This window comes from Pontibacter sp. 13R65, from assembly GCF_047525655.1.
Lineage (GTDB): Bacteria > Bacteroidota > Bacteroidia > Cytophagales > Hymenobacteraceae > Pontibacter.
In genome coordinates this window covers 291,154-307,796 of the sequence record NZ_JBLIQL010000005.1, presented here as the reverse complement: position 1 = coordinate 307,796, position 16,643 = coordinate 291,154, and the positions used below count along the sequence as shown (strand labels likewise).

12 protein-coding genes are annotated in these 16,643 nt (G+C 42.0%); 10 read left to right on the top strand and 2 right to left on the bottom strand.

The genetic code is table 11. The features are described from left to right. The first annotated feature begins 399 nt into the window (after positions 1–399). Positions 400–1,191, top strand: coding sequence for a hypothetical protein (locus tag ACMA1I_RS09040; RefSeq protein ID WP_337067986.1), 792 nt, complete (start codon positions 400–402; stop codon positions 1,189–1,191). Between the two features lie 16 nt (positions 1,192–1,207). Here ACMA1I_RS09040 and ACMA1I_RS09035 read toward each other — a convergent pair whose 3' ends face one another. Beyond that, positions 1,208–2,566: a flippase gene (locus ACMA1I_RS09035; protein ID WP_337067985.1), complete on the bottom strand. Its 1,359-nt coding sequence runs from the start codon at positions 2,564–2,566 to the stop codon at positions 1,208–1,210. A gap of 513 nt (positions 2,567–3,079) precedes the next feature. On the opposite strand from ACMA1I_RS09035, the gene ACMA1I_RS09030 reads away from it, so the two are divergent. From ACMA1I_RS09030 to ACMA1I_RS08995, 8 genes are all read left to right on the top strand, one after another. Next, entirely contained in the window at positions 3,080–3,895 is an 816-nt protein-coding gene (locus ACMA1I_RS09030) for a glycosyltransferase family 2 protein (protein ID WP_337067984.1), read from the top strand. Between the two features lie 349 nt (positions 3,896–4,244). After that, positions 4,245–5,123: an acyltransferase family protein gene (locus ACMA1I_RS09025; protein WP_337067983.1), complete on the top strand. Its 879-nt coding sequence runs from the start codon at positions 4,245–4,247 to the stop codon at positions 5,121–5,123. Between the two features lie 600 nt (positions 5,124–5,723). Then, complete coding sequence (locus ACMA1I_RS09020; protein ID WP_337067982.1) at positions 5,724–7,106, top strand: undecaprenyl-phosphate glucose phosphotransferase; 1,383 nt, start codon at positions 5,724–5,726, stop codon at positions 7,104–7,106. 364 nt (positions 7,107–7,470) lie between these two features. Then, positions 7,471–8,868, top strand: coding sequence for a histidine--tRNA ligase (gene hisS / locus ACMA1I_RS09015; RefSeq protein WP_337067981.1), 1,398 nt, complete (start codon positions 7,471–7,473; stop codon positions 8,866–8,868). Positions 8,869–9,162: 294 nt separating this feature from the next. After that, positions 9,163–10,692 (top strand): histidine ammonia-lyase, encoded by a 1,530-nt coding sequence (gene hutH, locus ACMA1I_RS09010; protein WP_337067980.1) that lies wholly within the window; start codon positions 9,163–9,165, stop codon positions 10,690–10,692. 274 nt (positions 10,693–10,966) lie between these two features. Beyond that, on the top strand, positions 10,967–12,856 hold the full coding sequence (locus tag ACMA1I_RS09005) for a gliding motility-associated C-terminal domain-containing protein (protein WP_337067979.1): 1,890 nt from the start codon (positions 10,967–10,969) through the stop codon (positions 12,854–12,856). 86 nt (positions 12,857–12,942) lie between these two features. Next, positions 12,943–13,278 (top strand): YbaB/EbfC family nucleoid-associated protein, encoded by a 336-nt coding sequence (locus ACMA1I_RS09000; protein ID WP_337067978.1) that lies wholly within the window; start codon positions 12,943–12,945, stop codon positions 13,276–13,278. Beyond that, positions 13,268–14,290: a glycosyltransferase family 2 protein gene (locus ACMA1I_RS08995; RefSeq protein ID WP_337067977.1), complete on the top strand. Its 1,023-nt coding sequence runs from the start codon at positions 13,268–13,270 to the stop codon at positions 14,288–14,290. Before ACMA1I_RS09000 ends, ACMA1I_RS08995 begins: the two co-directional genes overlap by 11 nt. On the opposite strand, the gene ACMA1I_RS08990 is transcribed toward ACMA1I_RS08995, so the two are convergent. Further along, entirely contained in the window at positions 14,285–14,503 is a 219-nt protein-coding gene (locus tag ACMA1I_RS08990; protein WP_337067976.1) for a PspC domain-containing protein, read from the bottom strand. The two genes, ACMA1I_RS08995 and ACMA1I_RS08990, sit on opposite strands and share 6 nt — an antisense overlap. 293 nt (positions 14,504–14,796) lie before the next feature. On the opposite strand from ACMA1I_RS08990, the gene ACMA1I_RS08985 reads away from it, so the two are divergent. Beyond that, positions 14,797–16,578: a hypothetical protein gene (locus ACMA1I_RS08985; protein ID WP_337067975.1), complete on the top strand. Its 1,782-nt coding sequence runs from the start codon at positions 14,797–14,799 to the stop codon at positions 16,576–16,578. Positions 16,579–16,643 lie beyond the last annotated feature (65 nt).

The following is a 16,643-nucleotide window of genomic DNA, read 5'->3' as shown; positions in this document are numbered from 1 at the left end:
CCTTTCAGAGTTCTATACTCTGTACTAGACTCAAATCTGAGTCTAGAAATTAATCTAGTAATATACACTATAATCTTAAGTTTAAATTTAATTTCGGCTGGAATACATAAACCAAGCTGAAAAACTTTGATGGAGGCATAAATAATATTCAGGAATTAGAAGAAGTTAGGCAATTATATAGGGCGACAATCACTTAAATGACTACTTTATACAGCCCCCTAAGAACCCAGTCGAACCTTTATTGCCAAAACCGCCGAAAAAGCTTCTTAAATTTTACTACATTAGCTTCGGTAAAAAGCTTAAAGATAAATTATGAATACTTCTCCTGGCGAGCATAAACTCTATTAATTTGATTTTTTATTTTATACATAAATTAGGCATAATCATAAGTCATAGCAGATGCTTGTAAAGAAGATTCTCAACAAATTAGGATTGATTAAAGATTATTCAAATTTTGGTGAAGAAGAAAGAATTAACTACTTTCTAGAACACCTTGACCATAAAAAAATTGCTGTTGACATTGCCGCACATGATGGAGTTTTCATGTCTAATACTTATAAGCTTTACAAGGCAGGATACAGCGGGCTCGCTGTGGAGTGCGACGATGTAAAATTTTCATCATTGGCAAGCTCCTATAAAAAGTTTGGAAGAGTCTCTTTGAGTAAAACCTTAGTTTATCCTGATAATGTAATTAAATTATTAGAAGGAAATGAAATCCCTTATGATTTTGGATTTTTAAGTTTCGATATTGATGGCTACGATTATTTTGTTTTAAATGAATTACTAAAAAAATATCGCCCTACTCTTATCTGTGCTGAGATTAATGAAAAAATACCTTATCCAATTAAATTCACCGTTAGGTATGACAGGAATTACATGTGGGAGGTGAACCACTTCTTTGGTCAATCCATTGGGCAACTTTATACCCTATGTGAGAAATATGATTACGATTTGGTTGAGCTTTACTATAATAATGTTTTCCTGGTTCCAAAGGAAAAGAATTTATCGTTGACTAAACTTAATCCTGAAGAAGCTTACCTGAATGGCTATGTAAATAAGTCAGACAGAAAGAAAAAATTTCCTTATAATAAAGATGTGGATGTTATGCTTGAAATGGAGCCAGAGGAGGCTCTTAAATTTTTAAATATTTACTTTAAAAAGTATGAAGGAAAATATCAGGCAACCATTTGATGAGAGTTAGTTACTGTTATTTGAATTTACTCATATATAAAAAATAGAAGTAATAGATTCCTGTAACCTTTAAAAGTGCCAGCGTCTGCATTTTGAAAATAATTCTAGTGCGGACGCTGAAGGCATTAAAAAAATAAGAAGCTACAAATTGGGAAAATAAAGTAGCATAAGCGGCCCCTACGCCTTGGTAAGGAGGAATAAGAACCCAGTTCAGAATAAGGTTTAGAAACGCACCTGCAAGCGTACGGTAAAACACGTATTTCTGTAGGTTTTCTGTTACAAACCAATTGCTAGATGCAAAGCCCATAAAGACAAAAACACTGGTCCAGGTATGAATTGCTAGAATTGGGGCAGCAGCATAATAATCAGATTGATAAATAAACTGAATTATTTCGGTAGCAAAAAAAGTTACTCCAATTGCAATAATTACACCAAGAACAGCCATAAGGTCAAATGACATCTGAATTTTATGGATATAGCTTTTTTGGTTTTCAGCTTTAGAAGCAAGTATAGATGGCAATATAGAGTTCGTAACAATCATTGGTATAAACCACCACGCCTCTGATAGTCTAACAGCGGCAGAAAAAACACCTACTTCGCGGTTGCTAATCATGTTGCCAAGCATTATTTGATCACTGCGCATGTAAATAAGAATTACCATACTGGCTAAAGATAAAGGCCAGCTTTCTTTTAGAAGCTTTGTTACTGCTTTCCTACTCAGTTTCCAAAACAAAATGCTCCTCCCCTGCCGGTTATACATGTAAATGAGGCAAAAAGAAGTAATGGCTAATTCAATCAAATTTGCAACTACAAAGTATAGAAGAGAAAATTTCCCAAGCAAAAGTGTAATTTTCAAGAATGCACTTAGCGTAAAGCTTATATTACGAGCAAGTACAGCATGCTTAGATTTTAGTTTAGACTGGAAGAAGTAATCTATAACATCAAACGACTGGAAAATAAACCCGGCTGCTATTAGTCCAGCTATCAAAATCTGGAAGCGTTCACCTGAATGGATAAAGTAAAGTATTACAACCGAAAGGATTATTCCTGCAACTCCTCCTACCAGGCGTAGAAAAAAAGCGCCTCCCAATATTTCTTGTTTGTCAACTTCGCTTTTCACGAGTTCCTTAACCACAATACTTTCTAAGCCAAGAGTGGACAAAACACTAAAAAGAGCTACAAAAGCAATAGCATAATTCCATACACCAAATAGTTCTGTTCCTAAATGCCGGGCAGTCCAAGCTGTTAAGACAAAACCTAACCCTACTCTAAATATTTTATCAAAAAATAGCCAGCCAATATTTTGTAATATATCCTTTTTATTAAGGCTCTTGGAAAACTTTGACTTTATGATTGCTAAAATCCTGTTAATCACATGACCAATCTTTAAAGGTTTTCTACTCTACCACTAAACGCAGACGCAAGTTAGCATTTAGCAGCTGAGTACTTTATTCAAAAATCCTAACACGATGAATTAAGCCAGAAAGTAACGAGAATTATAAGTTTTGGCAAAATTAGCAAATCTACAAGTCTGTGAGGTCAGTAATGGGTTTGGTTAGAAGCAGTAAGTTGAACTAATGTCTTCCCACCTACACAATAGTAGAACTTACTCTATGCTCTTGATTTTTTACTGTATGGAGAAAACATATATTGATGATATATTGCTTATAAAATTATAAGAGGAAGGTTAAAATATAAAGCAGTAATGCAATATTAATTTGATAATAGTATCAATATGTTATTATGCAGATGAAGGGCAACTCTACTGAAACCCTGGAAAAAACATTAAATTCATAAACAAATTATTTACTTTTGCAGCTAAAACAGCCATACAACAATGATAATAGTAAAGTTGTTTTTATTAAAGCTTGTGATCGTCGTTAAATAAATGGTAGAAATAATAGCCTCCATAGTAGTATTTAAAACTAAAGCATGTATTATTAACCAAACCATTGCAAGCTTACTCAAATCCGAGTATGTAATCCGATTATTTATTTTTGATAATTCGCCTACTGATAAATTACGTAATGAAATAACAGAAGACAATCGCATTACTTATTTATTCAATAACGAAAATATTGGATTTGGCAGAGCTCATAATATTTGTATAAAAAAGGCACTTCATCAATGTAAATATTATATCGTGCTTAATCCTGACGTCTATTTTGATGGTGCAATCATTAAAAAGATGGTTGAGCTTTTTGATTCAGACAGTGAAATAGGATTAGTGGCTCCTAGAATATTATATCCCAACGGTAAACTGCAGCTATCATGCAGATCTCTACCCACACCTTTCGACATTGCCATCCGGAGAATTCCGTTTCTCCGGCATTTTTTTCCTAAGCGACATAAATTTCACCAGTTTTTACATACTTCTTATGATACGACATTAAATGTTCCGTTTTTACTAGGATGTTTTATGATGATTAGGACTAATGTGTTAAAAGAAGTTGGAGGATTTGACGAACGTTTCTTCTTATATATGGAAGATTTAGATCTTTGCCGGAGAATAAATAAAAAGTACAAGACCTTATACTTTCCAGAAGTAAATATAAACCACCTTTACCAAAGAGCATCAGCTAAACAGGGTTATTTATTTATAATTCACTTATCCTCTATGATAAAATATTTTACTAAATGGGGTTGGTTTAAAGACCAAGAACGCAAGCGTATTAATAGTGAGCTGTTGCGTCAGCCTTCCTAAAAAGCAAATTCCTTTACCTATTCTATACCTGCTTTAATCATTATTGATCACACTAACATTATTCCAATACACTTTTTATTATTGGAACATAGATGCTTTAAAGCATCTTATATTTTCTATGTATTGTATGCTTCATACTGGGTATGACAAGAGTATCTAAAAAGGTAGAGGTATAGTCACCTATTGGTTTCCCCTGCAGTACGACTTGGTTTTTATATTGCATAATTATTTTGCTACCTTCACTCAATGGTAATATCTATTCAATAGAGAGGTTTTATACTCAGACAATGCTAGCCAGATCTATCTGCAGGTTAAAAACTAGACTCACACACAAGCATTTACTTAATTAATGAATTATAGCCTGGAACTAATTCGCTTCATTGCTGTAGTCTTGATTACTTTTACCCATACAAGGCATAATTTTTCAGAAGGTCCAGCCTACTATATTTTGGAAGTACTCCCAACCTATGGGACGCTAATCCTTTCAGTTGTTTCAGGCTATCTTTTTTGTAAACATTCACTCCATAAAGAAGATTTTTTTCAAAGAAAAGTACAAAGCCTCCTTTATCCTTTTCTCATAGCTAATACTTTAGTTTTGATTCCTGTACTCCTTCTTCATTCATTCGGATATAATATATTAAATAGAATACCTTATGACTATAGGCTGATACAAGAGGGGGTATTCTCATTAAATGTTGCTCCAATTAATCCTCCAACCTATTTTATCAGAGATCTTTTTGTAGTCTTTGCTATTATTGAATTGATAGTAAGAAAAAATTACAAGATGTTAATCCTCCTAATTCCTCTATTAGTTTTTGGGAAATTAATGTTACGTTATGAAATCCTCCTGTTATTTTCTATTGGTGCATCATATGCTTACTTTGAGAAAATAATTAATAAAAGAAAAATATTAATTTGCCTTTTATTAATTACTGCTTTATCATTCTGCTTCAGCTCCGGGTTCACAAAATACTTTATATCATTACTGCTGTTCCTGCTTTTGATAGATCTTCCGGTGAGGTTTTTTGATGTAGGCGGCTACACATATCTTCTTCATCTGTATCACGCCCCTATAATCATAATTATATTACCAGTTCTAACTTCAACAGTAGAGAACGATAATATAAAGGTTTTACTACAAATATCAGCATCTCTGGTAGTAACTTTCCTGCTATATCTCCTTACTAGGAAGTTTGTAAGGCTCAAGATAATCAGTGGGGGACGATAATATGACGTTAAGGGCGAATGCACAAGCATTATTGATGAAAGCTAAATCTATCGTTCATCTTTTGCACTAAATTGTTTTACTCAGTTATAAAAACCTAGATTGAAGAAGTTAAAGTATTAACGAACCTCAGCAACAGATGAGGTTCGTTAAAATTATTATATAGCACGGAAACTAGATCCAGTTACCATTTCGTTTTGTTGATTATAATGGATCAAAAAAAGTATTGTAACAAAGATTTTAATTTTCAAAAAATATGCATTGAAGTAAAATAGCAAGTCAGTGGCCTTATTTGATACATTTATAGCCAAAGAGCTAACATAAACTTACTCCAATAAATTTAATGGCCAAGGTAGCTGTATTAGTGTTTTTTCTGCCACTTAACTTATAACTGGCTCTGCTTTTCATAATATAGAGTATATCCTGATAAAAACATTTTGGATTGCAGAGATTGAACATGCTAAAGTAGCTCATGAAAATATTTGGTCCATATCATAGGGCCAGATTCATTAAACGCCATAAATAAAAATATTATTCTTCTTAATTTTTGAGAATATTGCGTTAGAATCGTGAACAAACCTTTCTGAATACCCAAACTTTAAAATGCCCGGACTATATTCTAAATACATTAAACTTGTACATGCTCTTGGAGATTTAATTGCTGTTACTGCCTCTGTAGTTGCAGCATCTGCTTTGGCTACCGGCAGCCTGAGCGGTTTTTTCACGAATCAGTTCGATGCTTTTACCTTCTACTCTTTGATTGGCTGGTTCAGCTGCGCCTCTCTGTTAGGCATTTACCGCTATTTTAGAGTGGCACGAACCATTCGGGTACTGGTAAATGCGTTAAAGGTAATTTTTCTTTATGTCCTGTTAGTTGAGGCCTCGCTTAATGCCTTCGACATAGATACCTTCTCTCGAGATTTTCTGCTCTTCCACTACCTCCTATTGGCTGGCACAGTGCTCTTCTGGCGGCTTTTTGTAGTCTATTTGCTTAAGTTTCTCCGACGGAAAGGCTATAACTTTAGGAAAGTAATTATTGTAGGCTACGGCAGCACTGGTCAGGAACTTCGGCGCTTCTTTAATCAGCACCCGGAACATGGCTACCGCTTTGTTGGTTTTTTCGACGATAAGGCTACCCAGGAGCCGTATGTTCTAGGAAAAATAAGCGATGTAGAAAGATTTGTACTCGAAAATGGTGTTGATGAAATATACTGTACCCCACATGAGCTAACCAAGGAACAGGTAGTACGCCTTCTCGATTTTGTGGATAACAACTTGGTGCGTATGAAAATTATGCCTGAGCCTGGCGATTTTCAATACAAGCGTCTTAAAATCGACTTTTATGATATGCTGCCAGTGCTCATCCTCCGGTCCATACCGCTGGATGATATCATCAACAAATTACTGAAGCGCTCCTTCGACATTGTGTTTTCTTTGTTCGTGATCGTATTTATATTATCGTGGGTTATACCGGTGGTAGCCTTGCTAATAAAACTCGACTCCAAAGGTCCAGTATTTTTTAAGCAGGAACGATCAGGCATTGACAACCGAATATTTAACTGCTGGAAACTGCGCTCTATGTACGTAAACAGCGATTCGGACATTGTGCAAGCAAGAAGAGATGATGAACGCATAACAAAGATCGGAGCCTTTATCAGGCGGACAAGTATAGATGAACTTCCGCAGTTCTTTAACGTGCTCATTGGGAATATGTCGGTGGTGGGTCCAAGGCCGCACATGCTGAAACACACGGAGGAGTATGCGCTTATAGTAGATAAGTTTATGGTACGCCATTTTATCAAACCTGGTATAACAGGCCTGTCTCAGGTTCGTGGCTACCGTGGAGAAACGAAGGAAGTACACCAAATGCGTGCACGTGTAAAACTCGATATTTTTTACCTGGAGAACTGGACTTTTATGCTCGACATCAAAATAATTTTTTACACTATCTACAATATGTTTCGCGGCGACAAAAACGCCTTCTAAATATCTTTCCGGCATCAATCTTCCCAAACAAAAGACCATTGCAATAATGCCTGACATATATTAGCTTCTCATTGGCTTTGGAAGGGCATTTTCATTAGAAGAATTTCATTTAATCAACGGTTATCGGAAGTAACTTTGAGTTCAGTTTATTGTTTTTACGGTTTGCCTGTTTGATTTTATCAATGGCTGTGCTGCCTGCCTCAACAGCTAGCGAGGTTGCCTCCGATCCTACTCTACTTTGCGATTTGTTTACCGTCTCAAGTGGTGATAAACCTCAGTAAACGGTATGTTCAGCAATTTTCCAAAACTCACCACCCTCTATTCGCAAGCTATTTAGTAACTTCGCGGAGCAAACTCAGAAGGCATGAGCAAAGAGAAACCATCCATCCCAAAAGGAACACGTGATTTTGGCCCCGCTGTGGTAGTCAAACGAAACTATATTTTTGGCGTTATCAAGCGCACATTCGAAACCTATGGCTACCTGCCACTCGAAACGCCTGCCATGGAGCAGCTCTCGGTACTGACAGGTAAATACGGCGACGAAGGAGACCAGCTGATTTTTAAGATCCTCAACTCAGGCGATTTTTTGGGTAAAACTACACCAGCCGACCTGGCGCAGGGTTCCAAGCATGTTATCCGTAAAATTTCCGAAAAAGCACTTCGATACGACCTCACAGTGCCTTTTGCCCGTTTCGTAGTGATGAACCGCAACGAAATTTCTTTTCCGTTTAAGCGCTACCAGATTCAGCCCGTATGGCGGGCAGACAGACCTCAAAGAGGTCGTTACCGCGAATTTTACCAGTGCGATGCCGATGTAGTGGGTACCAACTCACTGCTCTGCGAGGCAGAAATTGTGCAGATGATCAATGAGGTGCTCACCACCCTCGGCCTCACCGACTTCACCATAAAAATTAACCACCGTGGCGTATTGGCAGGCATAGCAGAAGCCATAGGCGAAAAAGGCCGTGAAAGCGAGATTTGTGTAGCCATAGATAAGCTCGACAAAATAGGGAAAGAAGGCGTGCGTAAAGAACTGCTGGAGCGGGGTATCACCACAGAAGCCATAGAGAAGCTGGAGCCACTTTATGAGCTGGCAGGCTCTAACCTAGAAAAGCTGGAACAACTGACCCAATTGCTCAGCCAAACGACAGAAGGCACGCGAGGCCTCGCCGATTTACGGGAAGTATGGAAATACTTAGAGCTGCTGCAAAGCAAGGCGTTGGCGAGCGAAAATCCATCAGGACAACCTCGCCTGCAGCTCGATGTAACGCTGGCAAGGGGTCTCTCTTACTACACCGGCTGTATTTTCGAAGTAAAAGTTAATAACGCGAACATGGGCAGCATTAGTGGCGGTGGCCGCTACGATAACCTGACCGGCATGTTTGGCCTTTCCGGCGTTTCTGGAGTTGGATTCTCTTTTGGCGTAGACCGGGTGTACGATGTGCTGGAGGAGCTACAACTCTTCCCTGACAGCAGCCAGATCGGCACCAAAGTGCTGCTGGTGCAGTTCGATAAAGAGTCGGAGGAGCATGCCCTGCCGCTTCTGCAGCAGCTACGCGATGCAGGTGTTGCCGCAGAACTGTATCCCGAGGCAGCCAAACTTAAAAAGCAGATGAGCTACGCCGACCAAAAGCGTATTCCGTATGTTATACTAATTGGTTCTGAGGAAATTGCCACCGGAAAATTAAAGCTCCGCAACATGCTTTCAGGGGAGCAGCAGGACCTGACGGCAAGCGAACTGGTGCAGTTTTTAGCCAACTAAGGTAAGTCTGAAGTTCCGTAAAGGGCAAATTCTGCTAATGAAAATGACCTTCCGGAGCTAGTTTCTTTAAAATCAGATTAAGGCTGATATAGGTTCCTGCCTCTTCTTGGCAAGCATAAGGAATCAAGCTTCAGGATGAACCAAAGGAAGAGCTAAAGGAGCAGATAATCCGCACCTTCTCACAGGTTGTTGCACGATATCAGCCTCTATTATAAATTTAAATAAAGGTTATAACCTACTGATTTTGTGGTGGTGCACATGGCAATATCTATAGAATCATATACTTTTTGCAAAATGAGCAGAGTACACACCATCTCCAGCAGTATACTTACCATTCAGCAGATCGGGAAGATCTTGTATGGCAACTATACACTGGCGCTTGCTCCCGAAGCTGAGGAGCGCATAACCAACTGCTTTAATTACCTGCAGCAAAAGATTAAAAGTACCTCCGAAAGCATTTATGGCATCAACACTGGGTTTGGTGCTCTAGCCGATAAAAGAGTGTCTGCCAAAGACCTGGAGCAGTTGCAGCGTAACCTCATGATGTCGCATGCCTGTGGCACTGGTGCTGAGGTGCCCGCAGAAATAGTTAAAATTATGCTGCTGCTAAAGGTACAGATGCTGGCTTACGGGCACAGCGGCGTGCAGCTACCTACAGTAAAGCGGCTCATTGACTTCTTTAACCGGGAGGTGTACCCGGTGGTATACCAGCAAGGATCTCTGGGGGCTAGTGGCGACTTGGCTCCCTTGGCACACCTCTGCCTCCCACTCCTGGGCTTGGGCGAGGCCAACTTTCAGGGGTACAAGCTGGATAGTAAGCATATACTGGAGATGTTTAGCTGGGACCCTATTCAGCTTAAGGCCAAAGAAGGTCTTGCTTTGCTCAATGGCACCCAATTTATGAGCGCCTATGCTACTTATTGCCTTCTGCAGGCAGAGCGCCTGTCAGCTTGGGCCGATGTTATAGGGGCGCTTTCTTTAGATGCTTATAATGGTCGCATCGAGCCGTTTCAGGCAATTCTCCACCAGATCAGGCCCCACCAGGGACAGGTGGAGTCGGCAAGGCTGGTAAGGCAACTTTTGCAGGGTTCCGAACTGATTGGTCAACCTAAAGAGCATGTGCAGGACCCGTATTCCTTCCGATGTATTCCGCAGGTGCACGGCGCCAGTAAAGAAGCTATAGGATATGCTACTTCAGTGATTAACACAGAGATTAATGCCGTAACCGACAACCCAAGTATCTTTCCGGAGGAAGACCAGATTATTTCAGGAGGTAATTTTCATGGGCAACCGCTGGCGCTGGCGCTGGATTTTACAGCCATTGCACTGGCAGAACTGGCTAGCGTTTCGGAACGCAGAACCTTTCAGCTGCTCACAGGCAACAACCACCTGCCGGAGTTCCTGGTTGTGGAGTCTGGCCTGAACTCCGGTTTAATGATCAGCCAGTATACTGCTGCAAGTCTCGTTAGTCAAAACAAGCAGCTCTGCACCCCCGCCTCTATTGACACCATTCCCTCCTCCAACGGACAAGAGGACCATGTGAGTATGGGAGCCAACGCAGCCACTAAGCTGTATCAGGTGGTGCAGAACGTTGAAGCCGTATTGGCCATCGAGCTGCTCAATGCGGCACAGGCGCTTGAGTTCAGGAGACCTCTTCGAACCTCCGCCACACTGGAAAAGGTAGTAGCCGCATTCCGAGAGCAGGTGCCGTTTATGGCCACAGATACCCTCCTGCACCCCCACCTCCAGCGCAGCATCTCCTTTCTCAGAACTTTTAAGGTAGAAGATCTTTTAGAGGCAGGAACTGCAGGAGATACAGAGTAGCAGCAGTTTTTTACAAACCCTTGGTTCCAGGCTAATCAAATAGGCACCAGAAGGCCGTTTTCATTAGAATAATTAGCTTTACCTCTTCATCATTAGATTAATAGCGGCCTTGCTTAAACCTTTGGGGTAAAGGCGCAGCAGGAACATATATGCAGAGGCAATACTAAAAGAGGCTGGTTTAAGTTAATTTAGTAGGCACAACTAAAACAGTAACATAAACATGCATGGCTGCTTTATTTTTAGTTGATTTGAAGAAAATAAATAACCATTCCCATTGAAGTACCTGCTGTTCATTTTTTTTCTGTTTTCGAACCTGGTGGTGCTGGCACAGAGCAGGTGCTTTAAAGCCTACCATGAAGGCAAAGAAGTTACCGTTTTTTGTGTAGGACAGACGATCCGATTTAAAGACTGCAGTGGTCGGGTGAGCCCGGAACAGGAGTATTATTACCACCCGGATGAGAACCTGAACAACCCAAACAAGGATACTGTTAAGACCCTCACCTTTACCAAAGCTGGCACAGTAACAATCCGGCAGCTGGCTAATTTCAACAACCAGGGCACCTCCCTCTTTACCCAAACCTTTGAAGTAAAAGAAGCCCCAGATCCAACTTTCACGGTTAACAGCTGCGACAAGCAAACCGTGCAGGTTGCTATTACTGACAAAGCCTACGATACCTATGAACTGGATTTTGGTAATGGGCAAACGCGAAGTGTAAAGTCAGGAGAAACAGCAACTTATACCTACCCGGCTGAAGGACCATATGAACTTACCTTAACCGGCTCCTACCAAGGCGGAACCTGCTCAAAAAGTACTACTGTACAGCAGGCGAGCCTCCAGCCACTTCCTGTTCCCGTTCTTGCCCAGGTGAACATCAGGGAGCAAGCTCAGGTAAACGGCATTATAGATATTGTATATCTGGTAGAATCCAGGTACACCTACCTCCTGGAGCATATTAATCCTGCAGACAATGCTGTAATAGCAGTAGACTCATTGCCGAATCTTGGTAGTGGATCTTCCTTAGTAGTGAAAACACTTGAAAATATTAACACAGCTGAACCAAGGTGTTACCGGGTCCGGGTAATAGATCCCTGCGGAAACAGCCGTGTTTCCAATTCTATTTGTTCTATAGTATTTAATGCAGCTGCAGTGGAGGGAGAGGCCCAACTCTCCTGGAAAACGCATCTGTTCCCAAATCAGAAAGTTGAAATCAGGACGGGAACAAATACGACCATCCATACATCCTCTAACCAGCTAGACAGCTATACAGTCGCTAACTTAGCGTGTGGTCAATACTGTTATTCGGCCTATGTTAGTGGCGCTGACGGAGTAGGAATTGCGCAAGAACAATGCATAGAGATCTCCTCTGATCAAACGCTTCCTGCAGGATTACTACTTTCGACATACAACCAACAAAACCAGGTAGAACTTTTGCTGCAGGCACCAGAGGGGCAGGAAGTAAGACAGATAAACGTGCAGCGCAGTGCAGGCGGCAATGCGCAGGCAAGTGGTACTTCTGGTACAACCAGTTACCTCGATGAGCTAAGTGCACCGGCAGCATACTGCTACCAAGCCACCTACACTAACGACTGCAAAGCAGTTTCCAGCCTCAGCAACACAACCTGCCCTATGCTGCTCACGGTTCGGGAGCAAGGCGAGGCAGTAACTACGCTGCGTTGGTCGGCCTACTCAGAATTCCGGGGAGGTGTTGGCAGGTACGAAGTAGAAGTGCTCGACTCAGATTTTCAGGTTTTAGCCAGTTATCCTGTTTCCGGCACCAGCTACACCGACAACAACGCGTACGATTCACCCCGGCTCCGGTACAGGATCAAGGCCACCTCCCGCACTGGCAACCAATTCTCCTACTCTAATTACCTGGAGGTAGTGCAACCTTTAAAATTGTTTGTGCCGAGTGCTTTTAGTCCAAACAACGATGGCCTAAACGATGTTTTCACCGTAAAGGGGAAATTCTATGAGAACTACAGCATTAAAATCTACAACAGGTCAGGGCAGGTGGTTTACCAGTCTATTGAGCCTACCGAAGGGTGGGACGGCACTTACCAGGGTCAGTCACAACCGGCCGGAGCCTATGTTTACGAAATACAACTGACTACACTTGACGGAGAAAAGAAGGATCGCAAAGGAACAGTGACCCTGATTAGATGATGCAATAGCCGCTTATTCGTATATTTGCCATTACAAATTGCCGGACAAAAAACATCTGGCAACTCACCATAAACTAATATAGGACCATGTTTGATATGTTCGGAATGCTTGGAAAGGTAAAAGAAGTCCAGGCGAAAATTAAAGAAGCTCAGGATAAACTGCAGCACATTACCGTTACCTCAGAGTCTGGCGCAGGGCTGGTTAAGGCCACTGTAAATGGTCAGCGAAAACTCCTAAAAATAGAGATCGATGAATCCATTCTAAACACCAACGACCGCGACATGGTAAATGACCTGGTAGTAGCCGCAGTGAACAGCGCCATGGAATCGGCTAATGAAAAGGCACAGGAAGAGCTAAAGAAAAACACTGAAGGCCTGCTCCCTAACATTCCCGGATTAGACTTAGGTAACTTTGGCATGTAAACCTGGCCACACGGCCATTGTTATTCTAAACTGGAACGGACTGCATCACCTGAAGCAGTTTCTGCCATCTGTTATAAAATATAGTACCGGTTGCGAAATTATAGTAGCCGACAATGCCTCTACCGATGAGTCGGTGGCGTACCTGCAGGCGCAATACCCGCAGGTGCGCCTGATCCGGCACTCCACAAACCTTGGCTTTTGCGAAGGCTATAACCTGGCGCTTAAACAGGTGGAGGCCTCATACTATGTGCTTCTAAACTCTGATGTGGAGGTAACTCCTAATTGGGTCTCCCCTGTTATATCGTTAATGGAGGCAGATGAAAAAGTAGCTGTATGTCAGCCTAAAATCAATGCCTACCACCACCCGCACCTGTTTGAGTACGCAGGCGCAGCCGGAGGTATGCTCGATATGTTAGGATACCCTTTTTGCAGGGGCCGCCTGTTCGAGCATTTGGAAGAAGACAATGGGCAATATAACGATGTGCAAGAAGTGTTTTGGGCTACCGGCGCCTGCATGTTTGTCCGGGCATCTGTGTTCCATGGCTTGGGCGGTTTAGAACCTGCTTTCTTTGCGCACATGGAGGAAATAGACTTATGTTGGCGCATCAGGAATGCCGGGTATAAAATAATGTACCAAGGCTCAAGCCGGGTATTGCATGTGGGCGGAGGAACCTTGCACAAATCGAACCCGCACAAAACATACCTGAACTTCCGGAATGGTTTGGCCATGTTATACAAGAACATGCCGCTTTCACAACTGCTGCCGGTTATGGTTTTCCGAATTATATTAGACTGGTTAGCGGCGGCTCGCATGCTGGTGGCTGGGCAGGTAGCAGATGCAAAAGCTGTGCTGGACGCTCATGCTGCTATTCTACGGAATGCAGGGTATTGGCACGCCCGCCGTAAACTGCAACAAAACAAACGCAAACTGGGCACCTTAAACGGAGTTTACAAAGGCAGCATTGTTTGGCAATACTTTATCCGGCAAAAAAGAACGGTACAGGACTTATAGATCCCAGATCGTGCTACGCTCCCGGCGCAAATGTTTGCTTACATTCATCCAGAAAGCAAGCATCAGGTACAGCAGTACCGGAGAGCCGAAAGTTAGAAAAGAAAGGTAAATAAAAGAGAATCGTATGCTGCTGGAAGCGATTCCAAGCTTCTCTCCCAACATGGTGCATACACCAAATGCCTGAGATTCGATAAAGTACTGGAGCCGTCTCATAAATCTGAATTAATTTAATTTTAAAAATAGAATATAAAATTCTTCCGTCAAAATAAAATTTTGTAAGCTTCGCCTACTGCCAGCCCCTTCGCTATCTGCTGCACCTGTAGTGTCATTTTTAACAAGTAAAAGAGCGCTATTTTTTTTTCGAAAGAACCGCATTGCACTAACATACTGAAGCTTAAAAAGTTTAAGAACCAGGCAGATACAACATAAAAGCTTTAAAACCTTATTGGCTAATAACGGCAAAAGCGGAATTTTGATGTATTTTACGGTTAATTTAGAAACAGGATATGCCCTTTTATTATGATTCCATTAAACAGAGTACCCTTTATGTACTCATTATCAGCTTCTTACTTTCGTCCTGCTCCCTACCCTACCTTATAAAGTATGCCGAAAAGAAGCAGGAAGTACGGGTACAGCCGATGCCTCTGGCAGCATCCGGGGATGAAGTTACCTTTGAAATAGCGGTAAGTGTGCCACAACGCCTCGTGAACAAAAATTATCCGTATAAACTCGATGTTTACTTTGAGTACGGCGAGAATAAGCGTGAAAATATAGGCACCCTCAATTTTCAGTTTGGTGAGTTTCTGTACGAAAACAAAAAACCAACTATCAGCAAAACGCTGGCTTTCCCATATGACCCCGCCAAAAAAGAAGGTAGATTAATGGTGCAGGGGCGTGTGCTGAATGCGAAAACAAATGAGGCGCAGTTTGGCAAAACCACACAGATCGCGTCTGGTATCTCGACCACTCCTTTATCGGTCGTAAAAAATAATCAGGTGCTATACATCCCGAATGCTTACCACCCGGATAAAGATACGGCTGAGGTGCTTGAATTCTTTTTTGAAGAAAACCAGTACAGGCTGCGCGACTATATAGGCTCAAACCTGAGAATACTCGACCAGTATGTTTTAGATAACGTGGAGGAGCAGCAATTAAAAGTCTTTGGAAGCCAATCGCCTGAGGAAGCAGACGCAGACCTGGCCGCCAGAAGAGCAGCAGAATTGCAAGCCTATTACCTGGGCAAGGTAGAAATGCTGGATTATGTGGGGAAAGAAGTCAGCCTCACAATACAACATGAAGAGGATTATGCTGAACAGCTTGCCGATAAAGTAAAGCAGTCAGCGCTGCCTAAAAAGCAGGTGGCTGAAGTGCTGGCCATATTACAAAAAGGAGGAACAATGGCTGCCCAGACTGAGGCCCTTAAACAAACAGAGGCATACAGTTACCTTCAAAAGTACATTTATCCTTCATTGCGGTCAGCCCGGGTAGAAATAAATTATAAGCGCAGTCGGAAGCCTGATTACCAACTTTACCTGCTCGCCAAAAAAATAGCTGATGGAACAGTAGACCCAACCCAACTGTCAGCCGATGAATTACTCTACGCCGCCACCTTAACCCCGTTGCTAAAAGAGAAAAGAAAACTGTATGAAGCTTCTGTTAAACTAACTGATAAATGGCCAGCCTACTTTAACCTGGGGGTAGTATACCTGCAAATGGCTTTAAAAGAATATCGGGTAAGTGTAAAGCATAAGCTCCTCGACCAGGCTATTCAGCACCTCTCCTATGCAGGTTACCGAAACCCTACGGCCTCCGTGCATTACAGCCTGGCCAGCGCCTGCCATGTACGTGGCAACAAGCCTAAAGCCCTCGAAGCGTACAATTATGCCATTCGGATGGGAGGGCCAGACACCTTATTAACACGGATTTTCGCAGACAAGGCAGCGCTGGAAATAGAGATGGGGCTATATGATGAGGCAATAGCCAGCCTGCGCTACGCCGGCGACAGCTACCAAACACAAATGAACATGGGCCTCAGTTATCTATTAAAAGATAACTACGAAGGGGCAGAAGGTTATTACAAACAAGCTTTAGAACATAAGCCCTACGATGCCCTGGCACATTATTTTTTAGCAGTAGTGGGAGCCAGGAGCAAGAACGAACAGATGTTAACTACAAATCTCCGCCAGGCCGTACGAAGCAAACAATCCCTTATAAAAGAGGCGGTAGAGGACCTGGAATTCAGGGAATACCATGGCACCAGGCTATTTCAGGACGCCCTTCTGCGCTAGGTCAGTTGCAGAAATATAAAGAAGGCATTGTAAATTGACTGACTTCTCTTAATTTTACCAGCAGA